The organism is Pseudomonas laurylsulfatiphila, from assembly GCF_002934665.1.
GTDB lineage: Bacteria > Pseudomonadota > Gammaproteobacteria > Pseudomonadales > Pseudomonadaceae > Aquipseudomonas > Aquipseudomonas laurylsulfatiphila.
Genome location: NZ_NIRS01000001.1, coordinates 702,196 through 724,048 on the forward strand (window position 1 = coordinate 702,196; position 21,853 = coordinate 724,048).

The window sequence follows — 21,853 nt, forward strand, 5'->3', positions numbered from 1 at the left end:
CTTATGTCTGCACGATTCGAATGGCGCACGTCACTGTGCGCCCCCGACTTTCCGGCAGAGGCTTATGAGGCGCTGCGGCTGCGGATAACGGACCACACGCCGTTCAACACACTGGCCTGGATGTGCGCCTCGGAGCAGGCGCTCAAGCCCGGCGAGCAATTGCATGTGCTGCTCGGCTGGCAGGGTGAAGAACTGGCGTTGTGCCTGCCGCTGGTGGCGTCGGTGGAGCGCTTTGCGCGTTTGCCGTTTCGAGTCCTGCATTATTTGGGCTACCCCCTCGCCGACCGCCTCGCGCTGCTGACGAGGCTGGACGGCGACAATTTGCGCAAGGCGCTGACGCAGATCCGTCAACGTCTGCCCCATGCCGTGCTGCAACTCAACGAACTGGCCGGTTCCACGGCCCAGGCACAGGTCCTGGCACCGTGGCAGGCGAACAGTTCGACCGCCGAACAACGCCTCAGCTGTCGAGTGCCGGTGCACCTGATCAGCGAGGCCGACCATCAGGAAGTCTCCGGCGACCCGCGCTACAAACTGCGCCGCGCGCGCAAACGCATCGCCGCGTGTGGTGCCCTGGTACGGCGGATTACTCCCGACGCCCTGACCATGGGGCCGCTGTTGCAGGAAATCAGTGAAGTCGAAGCGGTGAGCTGGAAAGGCGATGAAGGGGTCGGAATTTTTTCCGATGCCCGTCATCGCCAGTGGATGGACCGCGCCTTCACCGCCCTGGCGGCCCGAGGCCTGGTGCGCGTGGTGGTGCTGGAGCTGGAGGGGCGCTGCATCAGCTATCGCCTCGGCTTGTTGGAACAGGGCCGACTGTACGACTACAACCTGGCGTTCCTGCCGCAATATGCCGATCTGGGCAGCGGCCGGGTGCTGCTCGAAGAGTGGATTCGCTGGGGCCTGGAAGACAACTGGCACTGGATCGACGCGTCACGGGTCAGCCTGGAAAACTCCAGCCATCAACTGCACGAACGCATGACCGGGCAACTGGAGCACTGGCGCTGGAGTTTTTACTCCTGGCGTCCAGGCGGCCTGCTGCTGGGTCTGGCCTTGCGGGTCTGGCAACGCTTCAAACCCCGATTGCAGCAATGGCGCGCCCGACGCGCGGCGGCCGCAATCTCCACCCCGGTGCCCGTCGCAACGACTACAGTCAAAGCGCCTGCGGAAAACCTCAAGGAGGGTAAACATGCCTCGGCAAGTGATAGTCAACGCTGACGATTTCGGCCTCAGTGCCTGCGAAAACGCGGTGATCCTGGGCGCGTTTCAGGCCGGGCTCATCAGCTCCGCCACCGCCATGGCCAACATGCCGGCGTTCGAAGCGGCCTGCGTCCTGGCCCGGCATCCATTGCTCGAAGGCCGCATTGGTCTGCACTTCAACCTGACCTACGGCCGTCCGTTGAGCCAAAGCATTGTGCAACGCCCGACGTTTTGCGACGGTGCCGGCGTGTTCGACCTCAACCTGCCCCGCACCCGCCTCTGGCTCGGGCGCCGGGATCGCCACGCCGTGCTCGAAGAACTCGAAGCCCAGTGGCAACGCTGCCTGGACAACGGCGTGCGCCCCAGTCACCTGGACTCCCATCAACACGTGCACAACATCTGGCCAATCGGCGAGATCGTCGCGCGCTTCGCTGCCCGCCAGGGGGTACCGGTGCGTCTGGCGCGCAACCTGGGACAAAACCTCAGTTTGCCCAAGCGCGTGTTCAAGGACCTGCTCAACCGTCGCCTGAGCCACCTGGCCGGCACCACCGCCGACTACGTGTGCACCCCGGTGGATCTGCGCAACGGCGAGCCGCCACCCGACGGACTGCTGGAAATCGTCGCCCACCCGAACCAGCTCGGCGCCGACTTCGGTGATGCCTACCTGGAGCCGGGAGAGTCCTTGAGCGCGTTGCTGGAACAGCGCTTGCCGGGTGTGCCGCGGGTGGCCTATACCGCTGCGGGCGACGTTGCGCCTCACCGTGCGCAGGGCGGTCTGTAGGAGCGAGCTTGCTCGCGATGGAGGTCAACGATGATGCGGGGAGCCTGACACCCTGCGGTGCTCTCAGGTTTTTCGTCGGAACGCCGCCCGGAGCAAGCTCCTACAGGGCCCGCCGCCATGGCCATCCATGGCCGGCCGCGGCAAACCGGCCGACCTGGTTCTGATACGTTTCCATGTAGGAGCTGCCGCAGGCTGCGATCTTTTGATTTTGATTTTTGACCATGTCGAAAGAGCGGAAGATCAAGATCAAAAGATCGCAGCCTGCGGCAGCTCCTACAGGGGCGTGCGTTTAGCCGAAGAGCAGGTTCGCCCGGCGTACACAAACGCTCTTCACCACTCATCAGGCCGAGCGTTAGCTCGCCTGCAGCTCTTGATCCACCCGCCCCCTCGGCAGGCTGAGTGGAGGTGTTCATCCGGGGATGGGCGCGCAGCGCCGTTCGACGCAGTCGAACTCATTGCATGTAGGTCGAAGCGAAGCCGACCGGAGGGCAATGCCCCCGGATGAATACCGCAGCGAAGGAACCCCGAGCCTCAGCGAGGGGCCGTACGTAAGGGGCGAGACCTTTGGTTCCTTTGGGCTGGGCCGGCACTCCGGCGTTTGCCAAAGGGACTCGCCGTAAGGGCGAAACCGCCAGCCGCCGTAACCGAAGAAACGGATATGTACTCAATCACCCAAGAACCTGGTCGGCTCGAAGGCCGCCTCCGCGATAGCGTCAGCAGCCGCTACTCAGCCCCTCACCACCACCCACGTAAAACACAACGGCAACTGCGCCTCCTGCTGCTGATAGCGGTCATACAGCTCTTCGCGGTTGGAGTGCGGGTACTCCTTGAAGTGACGGATCTGCAGCCCCGCGGCAATGGCGGCGCCGAAGAGGTCGCCCAGGGTGTGGACGAACCAGTAGGACGGCGCAGCCGGCTGTTCGATCTTGCCCTCGTAGACGATCGGTTCGTGCTGCACGAACGGGTCGCGACGGAAGTATGAACTGGTCGGGCGAAAAGGATCGGCGGCCTCGGGGTCGAACATTTCCAGGAACGGGTGGGTTTCGTACACCACCAGCGCGCCACCCGGCTTCAGCGTACGCGCCACATGGCGGAAGAATTCGCCAATGTCCGGCATCCAGTTCAAGACCCCGATGGTGATCAGCGCCAGGTCGAAGCGCTCCTGCAGTGACGCAGGCAAGTGGTGAATGTCCGCTTCGATGAATTGCGGCGCATGGGGCGAGCGGGAAGCCAGTTCCCGCGCCTGCTCGAGAAATGCGCCGGACTGGTCGACACCCACCACGCTGCGTGCACCCAGGGCGAACAGAGACAGGCTTTCGCGGCCGTTGTTGCAGCCCAGTTGCAGCACTTCCTTGCCGTCGACACCGGTCTGGGCCAGCAGCGCGGTCAGGGTGTCATCCAGGCAGGAAAAATCCGCCTGTTCCACGCCCTTCAACAAGACTTGCCATTCGCTGGAGTCTTTGTGGTGGCGGGCGGAGTCATTCCAGGCCTCGCGGTTGCTGGCGATGGCTTGTTCTTTTGTCGGCAGTTCCATTGCACGCTCCAGGGTTCGGGTCGTCGAATTGACCGGCCGAAGTCTAGATCAAGCCCATCCTGACAGGTGTTGCGAACTTGTAATCCGTGCAGCGCCGACAGCCGCTCCCGGCGCGAGCTATAGTTAATGACCTTGGAGGAAATGTGGTTAAACCGATTTAGCAGGTGTTGCCATGAATAAGACCGACCTGACGCTTTTGCTCGCCTTCTGCCTGAGCGTGTCCGCTGCTGCCCGTGCCGACGACTTTCCAAACACCACTGACTACAGCAGTGAATTCAACTACTACGGTGCCGACCAACCCTTCGCCCACCCCTCACCACCGTCCATGAACATCATCCCGCCGGGCTCATACATCCCGACCGCGCCTGGGGATTTCATTCCGGTTTCAAGCCAGCACGTGTTTACCGACTCGCGCCTGCCAACCGTGGCCGACGCCACGGTCCGGGTGTTTATCCGCTCCTACGATCCGGAGCGTGGTGTCTACGTGAACCAGGAAGTCGAAAATCCCGATTGCATGCTGTCCTGCCTGAGACAGGTCCCGATGTTGCAATGATTACCACTGGCGTTTGTCCGGCCGGGCGAGGCCGAGCTTTTCGATCCGGTAGCGCAACATGTCACGGCTAAGACCCAGCAGGCGTGCCGATTTGGTGACGTTCCAGTCAGTCTTGTCGAGCATCTTGCGCACCATGTCGCGCTCCACTTCCGGCAGGTTCATGGATTCGCTGCCGTTGTAGGACGGACGCTGTTCGCTGAAATGTTGCGGCTCGTGGTGAAACATCGGTGGCTCATCCACCAGGCTCAAACAGACGTTCAACTGATGGGCGGCGATGGTGTCGCTTTGCGCCAGCAACACGGTTTGCTCGAGCATGTTGCGCAATTCGCGTACGTTGCCTGGCCAGCTGTAGCTGAGCAGCAACTCTTCGGCCTGGTTGCTGAAATACAGGTTCGGCTTGCCATAGCGTTTGCCATGCAACCCCAGGAAGTGCCGGGCCAGCAGCAGGATATCGGCGCCACGGGCGTACAGACGCGGTACCTTGATTGAAATGATGCGCAGGCGGAAAAACAGGTCGCGGCGGAATTTGCCTTGCTGGACCATCTGTTCGAGATTGCAGTTGGTGGCGCTGATGACCCGCAGATCGACCTTGCGCTCCTTCACCGAGCCGACCCGGCGAATGGTCCGGTCTTCCAACAGCTTGAGAAGCTTGGCTTGCAACAGCAGGTCCATTTCACCGATTTCATCGAGGAACAGCGTGCCGCCATCGGCCGCTTCCACCAGCCCCATGCGACGGTCCTTGGCATCGGTGAAGGCGCCCTTCTCGTGGCCGAACAGCTCTGATTCCACCAGGTTGGACGGGATCGAAGCGCAGTTGAATTCAATGAACGGGCCTTTGCTGCGCGGGCCGTCGAAGTGCAGTGCCCGGGCCACCAGTTCCTTGCCGGTACCGGTCTCGCCCTCCACCAGGACCGGCGGCAGATCGCTGTTGGCCATCCGCCGTTCGGCGTCGAGCAACTGGCTGATGGTGCCCTTGAGATACACCATCGGTGCCGACTCGCCAATCAGTGCCTGCACCCCCGACTTCTGGGCCTCACGCTCCTGGTAAAAGGACAGCGTGCGCTCCATGCGGTCGGTGGCCAGGGCCTTGTCCAGCAGCAGCTTGAGTTCGGGCAGGGCCACCGGTTTGGTGACGTAGTGAAAGGCGCCCTCTTTCATTGCCACCACGGCGTCTTCGACGTTGCCGTAACCGGTCATCATGATCACTTTCAGATCCGGCGCGCTGATGCGCAGCTTCTGGATCAGGTCGTGACCACTCATGCCCGGCAACGAGTTGTCGGTCAGTACCACGTCAGGTGCGAAAGAACCCAATTGCTCAAGTGCATCTTCAGCCGAGTGGCAGACGGTCACCTCGAAGTCCTTGCGCTCCAGGTAAGTCTGAATATTCTCGGCGAGGATCTCGTCATCCTCGACCAGCAGAATGCTGTGCTCCATATACCCCTCCCGTTGCCACTTTGAAATTGAGACAAACGCGGGTTCCTTCCTGCTCCCGGCTGGTCAGTTCGACCGAGCCGTCAAAACGCTCCATTATTCTTTTGACCAGGGCCAGGCCCACACCCAATCCACCTTGTTTGGTGGTGAAAAACGGCTTGAAGACCATTTGCTGTTGTTGTTTGGACATGCCCTTGCCGGTGTCGGTCAGGATCATGCTCAAGTAGCCGGGCACCGAGGAGTCGATCTCGATCGTCAGCATGCCCTCCTTGGGCATGGCTTCCAGTGCGTTAGCAAACAGGCTATTGAGTATTTGCGTCAGTAGCACCTGGTGGCTGACGACCGGTGGCACGCTGGCGGGAGAGAAACGCACTTTGACGTTCGAACGCTTGATCAGGGACTCAAAGGCACTCAGGGTGTCTTCGATGGCGAGCACCAGGTCGACCGTTTCAAAGTCGTCATTCATCGGCCGCAACGACACCAGCAACTCCCGGACCCAACGCGACATGCGGTCGACCTGACTGATGATGTCACCAATGTTTTTCTGGGCCGGCTGGCTGGCGATGTGCTGGGCCAGTTCGGCGCTGGAGCGGATGTTGGCCAGTGGATTGCGCAAGCTGTGGGCGACCGCCGAGGACATTTCCCCCAGGGCGACAAAGGTTTCGTTGGCGATCAGCTGTTTTTGCTGGCTTTGCAACAGTATCGCCGCACGCCGCACGATCCAGAACAATCCCAGGTAGATCGCCGCCCCGCCAATCAGGGTCGCCAGCCAGATCGCCTTGAAGCCGCGCTGGATGCGTCCCACCAGGTCCAGCGGTTCCTTGTAGATCTCCACCATGGCGATCACTTTGCTTTTGTCGGCGTTGAACATCGGAATGTAGTTCTCGACGAACAGGTATTCCGGTTCGTGCAGCAGGCGCTGCTCGGGACGCTCTTCATCGATTTCGTGATAGCTGGTAGACACCGGCGATTTCATTTCGAAGGATTCGTCCAGTTCATCGTCGTCTTCGATGCGCACGCCGATCAACTCGGGGTTGGTCGACCAGACCACGGTGCGGTCCTGGGCATACACCGTCGCCAGCAGGATGTCCGGCAGATGCTCCACATGGTCGAGAAACTCGGCGCGTGCGGCGGCCCGGGATTCGGGGCGGACGTCGGCATAGGCATGGTCCAGGCGCGGGTCGAGCATTTCGCCCATGGTTCTGCCCGGCGAAATCGCGGCGTGACGGATTTCGGCCTCGCCAATGGCCTGGATGAACTGCGCGGTCAGCATCGAATCGCGCTCGATGCTTTCATCGACCACGAAGCGCGTAGAGATGTAACCCAGCCCCAGCGCCACCACGGCAATGATGAAAAAACTGGCCAGGGAGAACCAGCGCAGCAAGTTGAACTGCGGCCGCCACCCCTTGCGCGGCGCTGCCGGGGCCTGCGGCGCAGGTACTTTCTGTTGTTCCAGTATCTGCATGGGTCTGTCCTGAGTCCTTGAAAGCCAGTCTTTCCAGCCATGTATCAAGTCAGTGTAGGTAACATTGATAGCAATTGACTGGCCCACTTAACTATTTCGACACTATTGCACCGGGGGCACGTCCGGTGGTTCGACGGCGTGGTGATGTTCGGGCTCCTCGTTACCGCTGACCAACGGTGCCACCGGTGGATGCTGACGGTCGGTTTCCTCTTGCAGGAAGTCGATGATGGACTGGGCGGACTTCTGGTCCAGCCGCAGGTTGGGCATCGAGATCCTGTTGTAGCGCTCGAACAGCTCCATCGCAATCGGGTCCTTTTCCGCCAGCATGCGATCCGGTTCGCGAATCCAGCGGTTGAGCCAGGCCGGATCGCGCTGATGGGTCACGCCGATCAGGTCCGGGCCGATGCTGCGCAACCCGATGCCCTGCCCGTCCATTGGGCCGAGGCTGTGGCACGACGCGCAGCGGGTGCGGAACAGCTCTTCGCCATTGCTTGGGGGACGGATTTCCGGCGCATCGACGTAGCTTTCTTCCACACTGGGCTGCTTCCAGTTCTGCAGGGTATTGGCCAGTTGGTCGGCCAGGATCCACGGATTTTCGAATGGCGAGGCTTTCATCCAGCGGCCCGTTTCCTGGTTGCCGACGATCAGGCTCAGGTTGTGGTCCTTGTTGCGTCCGTTATCGATGCCTTCGATGAACAGGCCCAGCTTCTGCCGCAGCTCGGTGACGTCGGCGAATTCCCCGGTGAGGAATTTCCACCCGGGCCCGACCTGGAAGCGTTGCGCATAGGCCTTGAGCACCTCGGGGGTATCGCTCAAGGGGTCGATGCTGATGGAGTAGAAGAAAATGTCCTTGCCGACCCTGTCTCCCAGCAGTTTCTGCACCTGACGCAGGCGCGCGGTTTCCAGGGGACAGGAGTCGCTGCACGAGGTGAAGATGAAATTGATCACCACCACCTTGCCTTTGATCATGTCATCGAAAAAACGCAGTTGATGACCGTCCTGGTCGGTCAGCAGGGTGTTGGGAAAATAGCCGCCACCCCAGGGGGTGGCGTCCTCAACGACAGCGGGTTCGGCAGCGGCTGCCGGAGCCGGTATGGGCGTCGACAATGGCTGGCTGGCGACCAGCAGCTGGCTGGCCAGCAAACCGGTCACCAGCATCAGCACCAGATGCATGCCCAAAGCGCGTGAGCGTGGTGAATGCAGCTTCGTGTTCATGTCGACACCCTCCCGGTTCATTTTTTGGCGGTCGCTTTCGGACCGAAACCATCACCGGTACGGAAGGTTGGCAGCGCGGCAGAGCTCACGTAGCGCACACCATCCCAGCTTGGCAGCGGCGTCGGCATCAACTGGAACTGCCCCGGATGTTCAATGTCCCAGCGCAGCAGCATCGAGTTGTCCTCGTGCTGGGTGTTGTGACAATGCTCCATATAGGTCCCGGCGAATTCCCGGAAGTTGATCGCCATCTCTACGCTGTCCAGGCCATCCTTTTCCGTCCCGATGCGGTACACGTCCTTGCGCGCCCATTTTTCCCATTCTGGCGGCGCCTTGCCTCCGCGGCTGAGAATGATCCCCTCCTCGAAGTGCACATGCACCGGATGGCTCCAGCCACCGCCGCCGAGCTTGATGTTCCACACCTCCAGGGTCCCGAAGCCCTTGACGCCGGCATCGGTCGGGCCACTGGCCAACTGGGTGGCAGTGTTCAGGCGACGTGGATCCATGTGGAAGCCGAAGCCACCATCGGTCTTGACCGTCCAGGGCGCCTCATCGGTGCCGTCGGAGCGGCCGAAGGTGAAGGTGCGATGGCGGGCCTGGGCCAGCAGCGCCTTGTCGGCCGCGTTGTCACGATGGATCTTCAGCGGGATCATCACCAGGCCTTCAGCCTTGCCCGGTTTGGCCGGCTCGTACAGCGCCGGGTCCATGGCCAGGTCCTGGCCAGTGTAGGCTTTGACGTTGAGCTGCAGGATTTTTCCCACCGCCGGGTCACCCTTGTCCCACTGCGGTCCCTTGCTGCTTTGCTTGATCACCGCCAGGTATTTCTCCGAGAGCACGTCCGCCAGCGCGACCGGCTCTTTCGGGCCTTTGCCGTCGTCATGCACCAGCAGGTTGACGAAGAAGATCTTGTCGCCTGGCTTGATGCCGTTTTTCGCGAAGTTGACGATGATGTCGAACCGCTCGGCAATGCCCTGGGTGGGCAGGATGGCGTTGTGGTTCTGTTTGTCGCCGTCGGCGTCCAGGTCCATGCTGCCGTCGAAGGGCACGCTGTGTTCCATGATGTTGCCGTCGTTGGCGATCATGTGGAACGGCACCCGGGCATAGGACACCCCGGAACCTTTGGGGCCCTGGAACTCGCCGCTGGAGCCCTTGATTTCACGCACGAGCGCCAGTTTGTAGTAGCGCGACACCGAACCGTTGAGGATGCGGAACCGGTAGCTGCGGGCACGCACGTCCAGGGTCGGTTTCCACTGCCAGTTGACCAGCACCTGGTCACCGATGAAACCGTCGGTGTTGAACGGGTTGAACCACAGCTGGCCGTTGGCGTCCCAGGCCTTGTCGGCCACCACCAGGTTGACGTCGTAGTCGCGGTTACCCCAAGGCAAGGCGCTGCCGCTGGGGAAACGCAGGTTGACGCCGTCGTTCACCGACTCGTTGCCACGGTCCAGGGCACTGTAGTAGTTCATCATCGCCGCGTTGCCCTTGTAGACATTCTGCGCGGTGAAATCGAGCATGTGGTCGTGGAACCAGTGGGTACTCATGGTTTCACGCCAGTCGCCGCGGATCTTGATGGTGCCGTGGTCGCAGGTTTTGCGGCCCGGGCTGCCGTCGTTGGTCCACAGGGTTTCACCCGGGGCGCAAGGGAACGCCGCGCGTGGATCCTGTGCATCGGTATTGATGCTGTCATAGCCGGCCAACTGGATCGGCCAGCGATAGTCGTAATACTGTCCCGGAAAGAAAAACGCGTTGGCATAGCCGTCGCTTTCCGCCGGAGCGTGACCGTTGTGCTCGTGGGTGGTGATGGTGTGCAGGCCGAACCCCATGTTCGCACCCGGGTCGATAGGCAAGCCGTTGTAGTGACGCATCAACACCGGCTGGCCATACCTGACCATCAGCAGTTTTGGCGGCAAGGTGCCGTCGAAGGTCCACACCGAGTTGTGCTTTTGCACCGGCATGTTCGGGTGGAAGCGAGCATCGACGCCTTTGGACGTACCATCCGTAGCCGGTACACCGGCGACGTTGTGATACAGACCGCCAGGACCGAACTCGCCCACGGCGTAGTGGTGCATTTGCACGGTATCACGGATACCGCCATTGACCCGTGCGCCGGTCTGCACGGTTTTGTAGGCGTTCTGCGGGTAGAACTCGTTCCAGCGCTGATGGGACCAGCCCTTTCCTGGTGGACGACCTTCGGCGGAAGAACCGATATGACGGTTGAGGAAATATTCGATCTGCGCCTGCCACGGATTGCGGTCAACCGCATTGGAATACTGGCTCGGAAACGGTGTCAGCCCCGGTTGGCGCAAAAAGGCGTCGAGCGCTGCGCTGGGCGGTGCACTGCGCGCCGCACTGGTTGGGTCCTGTTGTGGCAACGGGCCAATGGCCGGTGGCGGAAACGGCAGCGGCGCCGACGGCGTGGTGGGGTCGAGTTTTTGCGGCCCGAACTCCTCGAACAACACCAGTTGCTGGGTAAATGGCTGCGCGCCGAACAACGGGCTGGGCTTGCCATTGGTGGGGTAGTTGAAACTGGTTTGCTGTGCCGGTGGAAGTTGGTTTTCCACCCGGGTGGAATCCCGTGAGCCTTTGTTCCCGTTAGGCAAATCGAAGGAATCCTGGTTGGCCTCCGGCATGCTCAAAATGGCATTGAGCGCCGCCGGTTCATCCGCGGGTTCATCGTAATACGCCGAAGGATCGGTAGGCTCTGGCTGTCGCTCGTCATCGATGGGGCTGGCGCGCAGTGTCGCGGTGCCCAGCGCCATTGTCAGCAAGACGCCCAAAGGCGTTAACAGTGTTAAACGTTTTAAGTTGTGCCGCGCTTTTTTTTCCATCACCAGCCGCCTCAATGTCATAAAGGGGGTGATGGTGGTTGTGCAAGGACCTCGCCAGTTTTGTAACTGTTTTATACAAAAGTATTAACACTCGACAAAACAATGGCTTATCAACATCAATGTGCCATGAGCGTGGAAACGGCTGGGGAGTGACACCCGCTAACGGGGATAGTTCATCCCCGCTTTCAGGGGACCAGCATGAATGACAGACGGACAGTAGTACCCTCGCCTTCACGGCTATCGAGGGTCACCACACCGCCAAAACGCTCCATGATCCGCTTGACCAGCACCAGCCCGACGCCCAGCCCGCTCTGCTTGGTGGTGAAGAACGGCCGGAAGGCCATGGTGCGCTGTTCTTCACTCATGCCTTTGCCGGTATCGCTGACCGTCACGCTGACACGCTCGGCCTCGCGCGGCTCGATCCGGATGGTCAGCGTTCCGCCGCTGTCCATGGCTTCCACCGCGTTGGACAGCAGGCTGTTGAGGATCTGGGTCAGTTGCACGTGCTGGCTCAGGACCATGGGCGTCTGGTCCGGCTCGAACACCACGTTGACCCTGGCCTTGCCGATCTGCTGCTCGTAAGCCAGCAGGCTGTCGTGCAGTGCAGCCACCAGGTTCACCGGTTCCGCCTCGTCATTGAGCGGTCGCAGGGACTGGAGCAACTCTCGTACCCAATTCGACATGCGATCGACCTGACCGATGATGTCGGTGATGTTGCCGTGTGCCGGACCGTCGTCGAACTCTATCGCCAGCTCGGCGCTTGAACGGATGTTCGCCAACGGATTGCGCAGACTGTGGGCGACCGCGGAGGACATCTCCCCCAGCGCGACGAAGGTTTCGTTAGTGATCAACTGCTTCTGCTGCGTCGCCAGCAGGATCGCCGCACGCCGCACGATCCAGTACAGCCCCAGGTAAATCAGAGCGCCGCCCAGGGCGGTCGCCAGCCAGATCAGCACCAGGCCGCGCTCCATGCGGTTGATCAGGTCCTGCGGTTCCTTATAGATCTCGACCATCGCCGTGACGGTGGTGCCATCGGCGTCGAACAGGGGAATGTAGTTCTCGAGGAAGATGAATTTGGGGCGCACCGCGAACTTCTGCTCCATGCGGGATTTGTCCACCTCGTGGTAACTGGTCGACACGGAAGTCTTCGCGTTGAATGCCCGCTCGAGGTCTTCATCGTCATGAATCGTGGTGCCCATCAAGGACGGGTTGGTCGACCAGATCACCATGCGGTCGGGGGCATAGATATTGGCCAGGATCATGTCCGGCAGATTTTCGATATGGTCGAGGAATTCACCACGGGCACTGGCCCGGACCAGCGGGTCGACGTCGGGAAAGTCCTTGTCTGTTCGTGGGTCGAGCAACTCGCCCATGGTCCGCACGTTGGGAATCGCCACATGGCGCACCTCGGCCGTGGCAATCGCCTGGACGAACTGTGAGGTCAACAGCGCATCGCGTTGCACGCTTTCGGTAATCACGAACCGCGTGGACACCGCCCCCAGCGCCACCGCCACCGTGCCGATCACCGCCATGCTGATCAGCGAGAACCAGCGCAGCAGATCGAACGGCTGCTTGCGTGTTCTCAAGCGGACTTCGCTTTCGCTCGCAAGCACTTTAGCGATTGTGGTCATGGACACGTTCCCGGTAACCCCCCATAGGTTTATAGCCCACTCAGGGCAGATTGCCCGAACCTGGGGGCTGTGATTCCCCACCCTCCCCTACGCCCCATCACCCCCAACATTGGGGACAACCGCCCGTTTGAGCACTTCCCGGTCTGTCGGCGGCGACTGCGTCAACGCCTTTACTCCGGGCCTCTCACGGGCGTTTTCGCTAATTGGTATGGAAGTTGCCAACTTCCCAGCCAACTGACCCACCCCTAAGGGGCAGGTACTTCGATAGAGGGAATACTCATGCACCCTTTACTGTACAAAACCACGACCGCGCTGGTCGTGACCGCTCTGGCCCAAGGCATCGCCCAGGCAGCGCTGTTTGCCGTAGACCCCGGCCCCTACCTGCCAGCCAACGGCAATTTCGCCGCCTGGTATCAGGATACCCACGGCCGAACACTTGACCTGTGTCTGTCAAAGGCTGTCAGTTCCAGGGTTGCCAGCGCGCCTGGCGCCCCGACTTACATGTGCTCGTTGATCCCGAACCCCGGGATTTTCGATGACACCAAACCGTTGGTCTTCCCGACCAATTTCCCCGACGAAGCGTTCTGGGCGACAGGCGAAACGACCATCGTCGACGCCGCCCGAGGCATCGACCTGACCTATGTCTCGGCGCTCGAAGCCGCCTTCAGCGGTGGTGATCCGCTGGAGGGCGATCAGATCAGCTTCGCCCGTATCCGTATCCGCGTCGACGTGCCGGTTGCCGGCACCTATGTCATCACCCACCCCTACGGCGTCGAGGTATTCAATATCGACACCCCCGGCCGGCGGGCGATCAACATGACCCGGGACATCGGCATCGGCGCGCCAAAAACCTATAACGGCGCGCTCAAGGGTGACGTCGGACCGTTCCTGCGCAGCATCAACGGCCCCTACACCGAGACCAACCCGACCACGGGCCAGGCGGAAAAATTCGTCGGCGATCCGAACCTCAACGAAGCCGTCACCGGCAGCCCGTTCAACACCAACTACGTGCGCATCGAAGGCCCCAATGGCCTGGACTTGCGCACCACCCTCTTCGCCGTTTCCGGCAAGTTGTCGACGGTGGTCCGGCCGACCCCGGTGATCGCCGAACGCAGCACCTACTCGCGACATGCCGGCGCCAGCGCACCGGTGGCCCAGCAGGATGTGTTCGTGATGGGCCCGCCGCCACCGGCCAGCGTGACCCTGACCAGCAACAACCCGGTCCTGAACTTCTCCGAAGCGGACACCACCGGCCACTGGTATGCGCAGTCGCCGACCAATCCGGCCCTGCCGAGCACCTTGCAGGTGACCGCCGACAACCACCTGGCCATCCCCAGCAGCACGCCGACCGTCTTGCCCATGCCGCTGACCGACCTGGTGACGATCTCACGTGCCGAGTACAGCCTGAGCACCGGGCAAATCAGCATCACCGCCTCGACCAGCGATGAAACATCGCCACCGGTGCTCACCGCTACCACCGGCACCGGTCTTGCCATCGGCGCCCTGAGTGGCGACGGCGCCGTGAAAAGTCTGGCCACCGGCATCACACCGGTTCCTCCAGCCCAGGTTCGCGTGACGTCAGCCAATGGCGGCAGCGATACCGAAGAAGTGGTCATCGTGCAATGAACGCTCACATGCCCAGATCCTCATCAGGAGGCATCATGAACAAATGGCCACGCCTGGCGGTCAACGCCCTGGGACTGACTCTATCGCTGTCCGGCAGTGCTTTCGCGCAACTCGCCGCCGTCGATCCCGGCCCTTACACCTTTGCCACCGGGAAATTCCCGATCTGGTATCAGGACAAGAATCTGCTGTCGATGGAGCTGTGCCAGTCCCGCGCCGTCAGCACACGGGTCGCTGCCAGTGTGCCACCGGCGTACATGTGCACCCTGCTGCCAACACCCGGCATTTTCGACGACACCCAGCCGATGGTCTTCCCGGATAACTGGCCGGACGAAGCCTTCTGGTATCTGGCCGAGACCACCATCCCCAACAACGCCGCCGGCTATGGCATGGACGCTTATGTCGCCGGGATCGAGGCTGCCTTTGCCGGCGGCAACCCGCTCGACGGCGACCAGATCAGCTTCGCGCGGATTCGCATGCGGATAAACATTCCCACTGCCGGGACCTACACCATTACCCACCCCTATGGTGTGGAAACGGTCAACGTCACCAGCCCGGGCCGCCGCGCGATCAACATCACCCGGGACGTCGGCATCGGTGCGCCAGGGGTGTTCACCGGTGCGGTCAACGGCGCGATCGGGCCGTTCCTGCGCAGCGTCAGCGGTCCCTACACCGCGGTGAACCCCGACTCCGGCGCCATCGAAACCTTCATCGGCGACCCGAACCTCACCGAGGCTGTGACCGGCAGCCCCAACAACACCAACTTCGTACGCATCCAGGGCCCGGCCGGGACCATCCAGACCAACCTCTTCACCGTGGCCGGCAAGGTGCTCGACAGCCGCGCGCAAACTGCGGTGGAAATGAGCCGTGCCACCTACCGGCGCACCGCCGGCACGGGGGGCAACAACACCCGGGTCGAAGTGTTCGCCAAAGCCGCCAACGGTTCGACCCTGTGCTTCCGCGAAAGCATCGCCCTGGTGCCCGGCCCGCCACAGACGCCTTGCCAGACCAACATGGTGAGCGATAACAACGGCACGTTCTTCGCCCAGCATCTGCTGGCCAACGGCACCGTGCCGCCGGTCGTGGTGGTCACCGCCAGCAACCCGGCCGGCACCACCCGCCCGACGGCGGTGTCGAGCAAGCTCTCGGACGTGGTGAAAATCCAGACCGCTCGGTATAGCTGGAGCAACCACAGCCTGCTGATCGAGGCCACCTCCACAGACGAAGTGGCGGTACCGGACATGGTCGCCCAGGGTTACGGACGGCTGACGAAATCCGGCACCCTGCAACGCCTGACGGTGGCTGACCTGGCCCAACCACCTGCAACCGTCACGGTGAAATCCGCCGCCGGTGGCAGTGACACCGAGCCGGTTGTCGTCGTCGGCACTGCACCGGACACCGGCGCCAACCAAGCACCGATCTCCGTCGCCGATACCGGCAGCACCAGCTTCGGCGTGCCGATCACCCTCAACCTGCTGGCCAACGACAGGGACCCTGATGGCAACACACCGCTGAGCATTACCGCGCTGACCCCACCGGCCGCCGGCCAGGGTACCGTGGCATTGAGCGGCACCACAGCGGTGGTCTACACCCCTCCCGCCGTGGTCAACGCGCCGCTGACCGCGACCTTCACCTACAAGGCCCAGGACGTCAAAGGCCTGGCCTCGACGACGGCGGCAACCGTGACCATTACCGTGGCGCCTAACCGGCCTCCGGTGGCAGTCGCCGATGCCGTCACGACCCTGGGTGTGGCGATCCCGATCAACGTGCTGGCCAACGACACCGATCCGGAAGGCAACCTGCCGCTGGCCGTCGCCAGCTTCACTCCACCACCGACAGGTCGCGGCACCGTCAGCAGTAACGGCACGGTGCTCACCTACACGCCACCGGCCAGCGTCCCCACGGCCTTCACCACGAGCTTCACCTACTTCGCCAGGGACAGCTTCGGCGCCGTGTCGACGACGCCGGCCACGGTCACGGTGCAGGTCTCGCCACGGCCTGCTGCGGAAACCTTCGCAGTGACCACCGCAACGGTGAGCGCCCGCTCCAACAACCGCTTCACCTGGGACTTTGCCGGCACCTCATCGGTAACCACCGGCAACACCATCACCGTCAAGGTCACTACCCCTGCCGGGCTGGTCACCCTGGGCACCACCTCCGTACCGGTGAATGGACGCTGGAAGTTGACGGTGAACAACACCACCACCGTGGTTCCGTCGGCGAACCCGACTGCCACGATCACCTCGTCCCAAGGCTCCGTGCGTTCGGTGCCGGTGATCGCCAACTGAGCCCGCGCCCCATCAGCCACGCTGGTTGATGGGGCCGGCTTCAAACCTAAGGACAGGTCCATGAAAACTTCGACTGCCACCCTGCTCTGCCTGCTTCTGCTGTGCGGCATTACAGGCGTGCACGCCGACGATCTGATGGAAAACGATGACCTCGGCCCCGGTGGCGATCTTGGTGAGTTGCCACCACCCACAGGTCAGCACGCGCTGATCGACCAGAACGGCCAGGCCAACGTCGCGATGCTGCAACAGAACGGTCAGTCGTTGCTCGGCACCATCGTCCAGGCGGGAAGCAATCAGGAGGCTTACATCCTGCAACAAGGAAGCGACTTGATGGCAATGATCAATCAGCAAGGCTCCGGTAACGATGCCTCGATTACCCAGACAGGCAGCCACAACCGTGCGCAGATCTCGCAGAACGGCAATGACAACAGCGCCAGCATCGACCAGGCCGGCACGGGGCTGCAAAGCGCCGTGAACCAGTCCGGGAACGGCATGAGCGTTTCGGTCAAACAATATCGCTAAAGCACTGCACCCGATATGGAGATTCAATCATGTTCAAATTGACGCCCCTCACCGCCGCGATCTTCGTCATGGTCAGTGCCCAGGCCATGGCTGAAGACAGCATTTCCAACCAGTTTCAGGACGGCACCGCCAACATCGCCGACGTGAAGCAGATCGCGGCTCCGCTCAGTAGCGCCAATCAACAGCAACACGGTCTGGGCAACGATGCCGCAGCGGTGCAGGACACCGCCACCAGCACCATCGACCAGCAACAGTCCGGCCAGTACAACGCCGGTTATGCCGAGCAGCTGTCCGAAGACGGCAGCACCATCCATCAGCTGCAGTCCGGCACGTACAACAACACCCATGCCAGCCAGTCAATCGGTGTGGGTAGCAGCGAGGCCTTGCAGCAACAGGAAGGTAACGGCAACTTCTCGCTCATCTACCAGAGCAGCCAGGACGGCGCGTCGGCCAAGACCTTCCAGTTCGGTGACAACAACGAAGCCAACGTCGAACAGACGGAGGTGGGCATCGACAATAAAGCGACGGTCACCCAGCACGGCAACGAGAACTACGGCACCGCCGAACAGGTGTTGCACAACGGCGCCCGGATGGACATCAACCAGAACGGCGACGGCAACTATGCCTATGGCGACCAGCGCAACGGCCAGGGCGGCAACCTGACCATCAACCAGTACGGCAATGGCAACGGCACCGAAGTCTGGCAAGAGACACAGGTCACCAGCCAGGCCACCATCAACCAATACGGGAACACCAACGAAACCATAGTCGACCAGAGCTTTGGCGATAACAACGTGGCTTCGGTGCTGCAGGTCGGCAACCTCAATGCCATCTATGCCGACCAGTACGAATCCGCCAACTCGACCCTGGCGCTGTATCAACAAGGCAACAGCAACGTGCATTTCACCTATCAAAACGGCACTGACCAGGTGCTCAATGTCACCACCACAGGCGACGGCAACAAGGTCTACGCCAGCAACTGGAAAGGCCCGCAAACCGGCGGCCAGTTCGGCAAGAACCAGCGTGCGACCATCAACCAGAATGGCTACGACAACGTCGCCAACTTCACCCAGAACGGCACCGGCCATATCGTGATCACCAACCAGACCGGTACCGGCAACAAAACCACCGTCAGCCAGGACAATGTGTATAACGAGCTGTACTTCGACCAGAACGGTACCGACAACATCCTGATCTCCGACCAGCGCGGCGAGACCAACCTGGCCATGGGCAGCACAATGGGTACGGGCAACAGCACCGAGTTCAATCAGGACGGCAGCAGCAACCGCGCGTACACCCAGCAATTGTCCGGCAGCAGCGACAACATGATCACCGTCAAACAGGCCGACACCATGAACGTGGCGTACGTGACCCAGGGCGGCACCGGAAACATCGCCAACATCGACCAGAGCGGCATGACCCAGACAGCCACCGTGCAACAGTATGGTTCGACCAACCAGGCCACCGTGGTGCAGCAGTAATTGGGGGGGCTGCGGGGAGCCTGACACCCCGCGGTGTTTCCCTGTAGGAGCTGCCGAAGGCTGCGATCTTTTGATTTTGATTTTTGACAATGTCGAAGGCGCGGAAGATCAAGATCAAAAGATCGCAGCCTTCGGCAGCTCCTACCGGCGCGGTGTGTTGAATGGACGGTATTAGCGCACCAGTCGCTCGGCCAGCGCCTTCGCCTGGCTCGCCACATCCGTGACGGCCGTGCTTTCCCACCACATGCCGCGCAACGGCGGGCCCATGGCAAACAGACGACTGGCGGGCAGGCCCTCGGCGTTCAGGACCGCACCATCGACTTCTGCCGCAATGCCCAGGGCCAACGGCCCGGGTCGCACCAGGCCACGGGCGAGCAATTGCCGGGGCAACGGTCGCGCGACCCGGCGCCAGTCGTATTCGATACCGCTGGAGTTGATCAGGGCAGCACCGCTGACCACACAGGCCTGCGCCTCGCCGCGTCGTCGAAGGCGGATGCTCACCCCGCCATTGATCGAAGGCTCAAGGCCCTGGTATGACGCTGCGTGAATACGCAGCCGCCCTTCTTTATACAAGCGCTCGACCAGTTCGGCACTCAAGGGTGGCGAGCGGTGGTGATGGCTTTCCCACCAGGGCCGCACATGCCGTACGAACTGCCGACGCTGCACATCCGTCGCCTGATGCCACAAGCGGCCAATGTGTGCCCGTACCGTGTCCAGTGGCGCCTGCCAGTCGATGCCTTGGGCGATGGCGTCCCGGCAGTGTCGACGCAATTCGCGCAGCAACTGGCGAGGTGTGCGGATGTCCTGATCCTCGGCGAGAAAATCCACCCAAGCCGGTGGCTGACGGCGCACATGGGGCAGCAGACCATGGCGGGAAAACACTTCGATCGGCCCGCGATGTCCGGCCTGTTCGAGGGATACCACGGCGTCGACCATGGTCAGGCCCGAGCCGATGATCATGACCGTCGATTGCGCATCGAGCTGCTGCATCGCCGCCACGTCCCACGGATCGAGGGCCGCCGCATTCAAGCCGCTGGATTGGGTTTGTGGCGTGCGCGCGGCGGGGAACATACCCGTGGCCAGTACCGCAAAAGCGCCCTGCAAGCATCGGCCGTCGCTCAAGGTCAACCGCGCGGCGTCTGCATCGACTTGCAAATCAACCACCTCGGCCTGCACATGCTCGACCGTCGAACCGATCAAGGCGCCCAGCGCCTGCGCTTCTGCAAGGCGCTGCCGAGCGTATAGGCCGAAGATTCCCCGAGGCGGAAACAATTCGCTGATCGGTACGTGCTGCTGGTCCGACTCCGGCCAGCCGCCACCGGCAATGTAGTCGGTGAGCCATTGGGTCAGGTCATCGGGGTTGTCCGGGTCGACACTCATGCGCGCCGCGTTGCCGTTGAGCGTATGGCCCAACTCCACCGCGCTGTAGGCTTCGCCCCGCCCCAACTCGGCCCGGGGCTCGATCACCAGCACCCGACGCCGGCCCGGCAATCGCATCAACTGCGCCGCCAGCATCGCGCCACTGAGGCCGCCACCGACAATCAGGACCTCGGCGTCATTGTTCAAGGTCTGGCCCATCCTGCTCTCCCTGTTCAGATCACCACATTACGCACAAACCGCGCCGCTACCGTCCCGTCATTGCGATAACAGTGCGGCTGGTTGCTGGCGAACATGAAGAATTCACCCGCCGCAATATTCTGCGGCTGGTCGCCGAGCATAACGGTCAGGCAACCTGCGAAGACATAAATCTGTTCGCTCCAGCCATCGGCGTCCGGCTCCGAGGGGTACACCTCGCCCGGTTGCAGGCACCATTCCCACTGCTCGACTTCGCGGCTGGCGCTGGCCTTGGAAAGCAACACCGCCTTACTGCCGGGAATCGTGCCGGTCCAGGCCAGCTCATTGATACGGCTGGGGTCGCGGGCATCGGGGGCCTGGATCAAATCACTGAAGGCGACGTCGAGGGCTTCGGCCACCCGGTCGAGGGTGGTCAGGCTGACATTCTTTTCCCCCGCCTCGATCGCCACCAGCATTCGGCGGCTGACACCGGATTTTTCCGCCAGCGCGGTCTGGCTCAGGTCGGCGGCATGACGCAAACGACGAACATTTTGGCTGACATGCTGGAGGACCGAAGCCCGTTGGGTAGAATCTTTGTGCACTATATTGCTCACTGAGTGGGGTTGGGCAGTATACTGCGCAACATTCGGCGCATTGTGCGTCTCCCTCCAGTAGCGTGCAAGGTCATGACGTCGGTGAATTCCCCAAAGGCTTCCTCCCGTTTCACAAGGTTTAGCAAGGCCGAATGCGTGCTGGTGCTGATCACGATGGTCTGGGGCGGAACCTTCCTGCTGGTCCAGCATGCGATGACCGTCAGCGGCCCGATGTTTTTCGTCGGCCTGCGCTTTGCCGCCGCCGCGAGCATCGTCGCCCTATTCTCCTGGCGTCACCTGCGCGACCTGACCCTGTTTGAACTCAAGGCCGGGTCGTTCATCGGCGTGGCGATCATGCTCGGCTACGGCTTGCAGACGGTGGGCCTGCAAAGCATTCCCAGCAGCCAATCGGCATTCATTACCGCGCTGTATGTTCCGTTCGTGCCATTGCTGCAATGGCTGGTGCTGGGGCGGCGTCCGGGGTTGATGCCGAGCATCGGCATCATGCTGGCCTTTACCGGGCTGATGCTGTTGTCCGGGCCGGCCGGTGCGTCGTTCAACTTCAGCCCCGGTGAAATCGCCACCTTGATCAGCGCCGTGGCCATTGCGGCCGAGATCATCCTGATCAGCACCTATGCCGGCCAGGTCGATGTGCGCCGGGTAACGGTGGTGCAACTGGCGGTCACGTCGGTGTTGTCGTTCCTGATGGTGGTGCCGACCAACGAGGCGATTCCGGATTTCTCCTGGCTGCTGCTGTGCAGCGCACTGGGCCTCGGGGCAGCGAGTGCGGCGATTCAGGTGGCGATGAACTGGGCACAGAAAAGCGTGTCACCGACCCGCGCCACGCTGATCTATGCCGGCGAGCCGGTATGGGCCGGGATTGTCGGGCGCATCGCCGGGGAACGCCTGCCGGCGATTGCCCTGGTCGGGGCCGGGTTGATTGTCGCGGCGGTGATTGTCAGTGAGTTGAAGACCAAGGCGAAGGTAGTCGAGGTTGATGAGGGGCTGGGAAGCGAAAGCGGCAACTAAAAAAAGATCGCAGCCTGCGGCAGCTCCTACAGGGGAACGCGTTGTTCCGTAGGAGCTGCCGCAGGCTGCGATCTTTTTTTGCCTCCGACGAAACAATGTGAATCAGGGTTTTTCCGTCTACCGTGTAGGAT

Annotated in this window: 16 protein-coding genes; 8 read left to right on the forward strand and 8 right to left on the reverse strand. The window is 61.9% G+C overall.

The window, feature by feature from the left end:
* Positions 1–3: 3 nt before the first annotated feature.
* Entirely contained in the window at positions 4–1,215 is a 1,212-nt protein-coding gene (locus tag CD175_RS03265) for a GNAT family N-acetyltransferase (RefSeq protein WP_104447643.1), read from the forward strand.
* A complete protein-coding gene (locus CD175_RS03270) occupies positions 1,187–1,978 on the forward strand; it encodes a ChbG/HpnK family deacetylase (RefSeq protein ID WP_104447644.1) in 792 nt (263 codons plus the stop codon). The genes CD175_RS03265 and CD175_RS03270 overlap by 29 nt, the downstream gene beginning before the upstream one ends.
* 727 nt (positions 1,979–2,705) lie before the next feature.
* Here the strand turns inward: CD175_RS03270 and CD175_RS03280 are convergent.
* Positions 2,706–3,512 (reverse strand): class I SAM-dependent methyltransferase, encoded by an 807-nt coding sequence (locus tag CD175_RS03280; RefSeq protein WP_104447645.1) that lies wholly within the window; start codon positions 3,510–3,512, stop codon positions 2,706–2,708.
* A gap of 172 nt (positions 3,513–3,684) precedes the next feature.
* Here CD175_RS03280 and CD175_RS03285 point away from each other — a divergent pair, with 172 nt between their 5' ends.
* Positions 3,685–4,065: a hypothetical protein gene (locus CD175_RS03285; RefSeq protein ID WP_104447646.1), complete on the forward strand. Its 381-nt coding sequence runs from the start codon at positions 3,685–3,687 to the stop codon at positions 4,063–4,065.
* On the opposite strand, the gene CD175_RS03290 is transcribed toward CD175_RS03285, so the two are convergent.
* From CD175_RS03290 to CD175_RS03310, 5 genes are all read right to left on the reverse strand, one after another.
* Positions 4,066–5,499, reverse strand: a complete 1,434-nt coding sequence (locus CD175_RS03290) for a sigma-54-dependent transcriptional regulator (RefSeq protein ID WP_104447647.1) — start codon at positions 5,497–5,499, stop codon at positions 4,066–4,068. It abuts the gene before it with no gap.
* Positions 5,468–6,961: a sensor histidine kinase gene (locus CD175_RS03295; RefSeq protein WP_104447648.1), complete on the reverse strand. Its 1,494-nt coding sequence runs from the start codon at positions 6,959–6,961 to the stop codon at positions 5,468–5,470. Before CD175_RS03295 ends, CD175_RS03290 begins: the two co-directional genes overlap by 32 nt.
* Positions 6,962–7,063: 102 nt before the next feature.
* Positions 7,064–8,176: an SCO family protein gene (locus tag CD175_RS03300; RefSeq protein WP_104447649.1), complete on the reverse strand. Its 1,113-nt coding sequence runs from the start codon at positions 8,174–8,176 to the stop codon at positions 7,064–7,066.
* 17 nt (positions 8,177–8,193) lie between these two features.
* Positions 8,194–11,001, reverse strand: coding sequence for a multicopper oxidase domain-containing protein (locus CD175_RS03305; RefSeq protein WP_104447650.1), 2,808 nt, complete (start codon positions 10,999–11,001; stop codon positions 8,194–8,196).
* Between the two features lie 185 nt (positions 11,002–11,186).
* Positions 11,187–12,632: a sensor histidine kinase gene (locus CD175_RS03310; RefSeq protein WP_104447651.1), complete on the reverse strand. Its 1,446-nt coding sequence runs from the start codon at positions 12,630–12,632 to the stop codon at positions 11,187–11,189.
* Positions 12,633–12,911: 279 nt separating this feature from the next.
* Here CD175_RS03310 and CD175_RS03315 point away from each other — a divergent pair, with 279 nt between their 5' ends.
* Genes CD175_RS03315 through CD175_RS03330 form a run of 4 tightly spaced genes read left to right on the forward strand, consistent with a single transcriptional unit; the run spans position 12,912 to position 18,546 of the window.
* Positions 12,912–14,258 (forward strand): hypothetical protein, encoded by a 1,347-nt coding sequence (locus CD175_RS03315; RefSeq protein WP_104447652.1) that lies wholly within the window; start codon positions 12,912–12,914, stop codon positions 14,256–14,258.
* 35 nt (positions 14,259–14,293) lie between these two features.
* Positions 14,294–16,543: an Ig-like domain-containing protein gene (locus tag CD175_RS03320; RefSeq protein WP_104447653.1), complete on the forward strand. Its 2,250-nt coding sequence runs from the start codon at positions 14,294–14,296 to the stop codon at positions 16,541–16,543.
* A 60-nt stretch (positions 16,544–16,603) separates the two neighbouring features.
* Positions 16,604–17,065, forward strand: coding sequence for a curlin (locus CD175_RS03325; RefSeq protein WP_104447654.1), 462 nt, complete (start codon positions 16,604–16,606; stop codon positions 17,063–17,065).
* Between the two features lie 29 nt (positions 17,066–17,094).
* Positions 17,095–18,546, forward strand: coding sequence for a curlin (locus CD175_RS03330; RefSeq protein WP_104447655.1), 1,452 nt, complete (start codon positions 17,095–17,097; stop codon positions 18,544–18,546).
* Between the two features lie 171 nt (positions 18,547–18,717).
* Here CD175_RS03330 and CD175_RS03335 read toward each other — a convergent pair whose 3' ends face one another.
* Positions 18,718–20,124, reverse strand: coding sequence for an FAD/NAD(P)-binding protein (locus tag CD175_RS03335; protein ID WP_104447656.1), 1,407 nt, complete (start codon positions 20,122–20,124; stop codon positions 18,718–18,720).
* Positions 20,125–20,138: 14 nt separating this feature from the next.
* Positions 20,139–20,702, reverse strand: a complete 564-nt coding sequence (locus tag CD175_RS03340; protein WP_104447657.1) for a helix-turn-helix domain-containing protein — start codon at positions 20,700–20,702, stop codon at positions 20,139–20,141.
* Positions 20,703–20,717: 15 nt separating this feature from the next.
* Between CD175_RS03340 and CD175_RS03345 the strand changes: the two genes are divergently transcribed.
* Positions 20,718–21,722 carry a DMT family transporter gene (locus tag CD175_RS03345; RefSeq protein ID WP_104447658.1) on the forward strand — a complete coding sequence of 335 codons (1,005 nt, stop codon included), beginning with the start codon at positions 20,718–20,720 and terminating at the stop codon, positions 21,720–21,722.
* Positions 21,723–21,853: the final 131 nt, after the last annotated feature.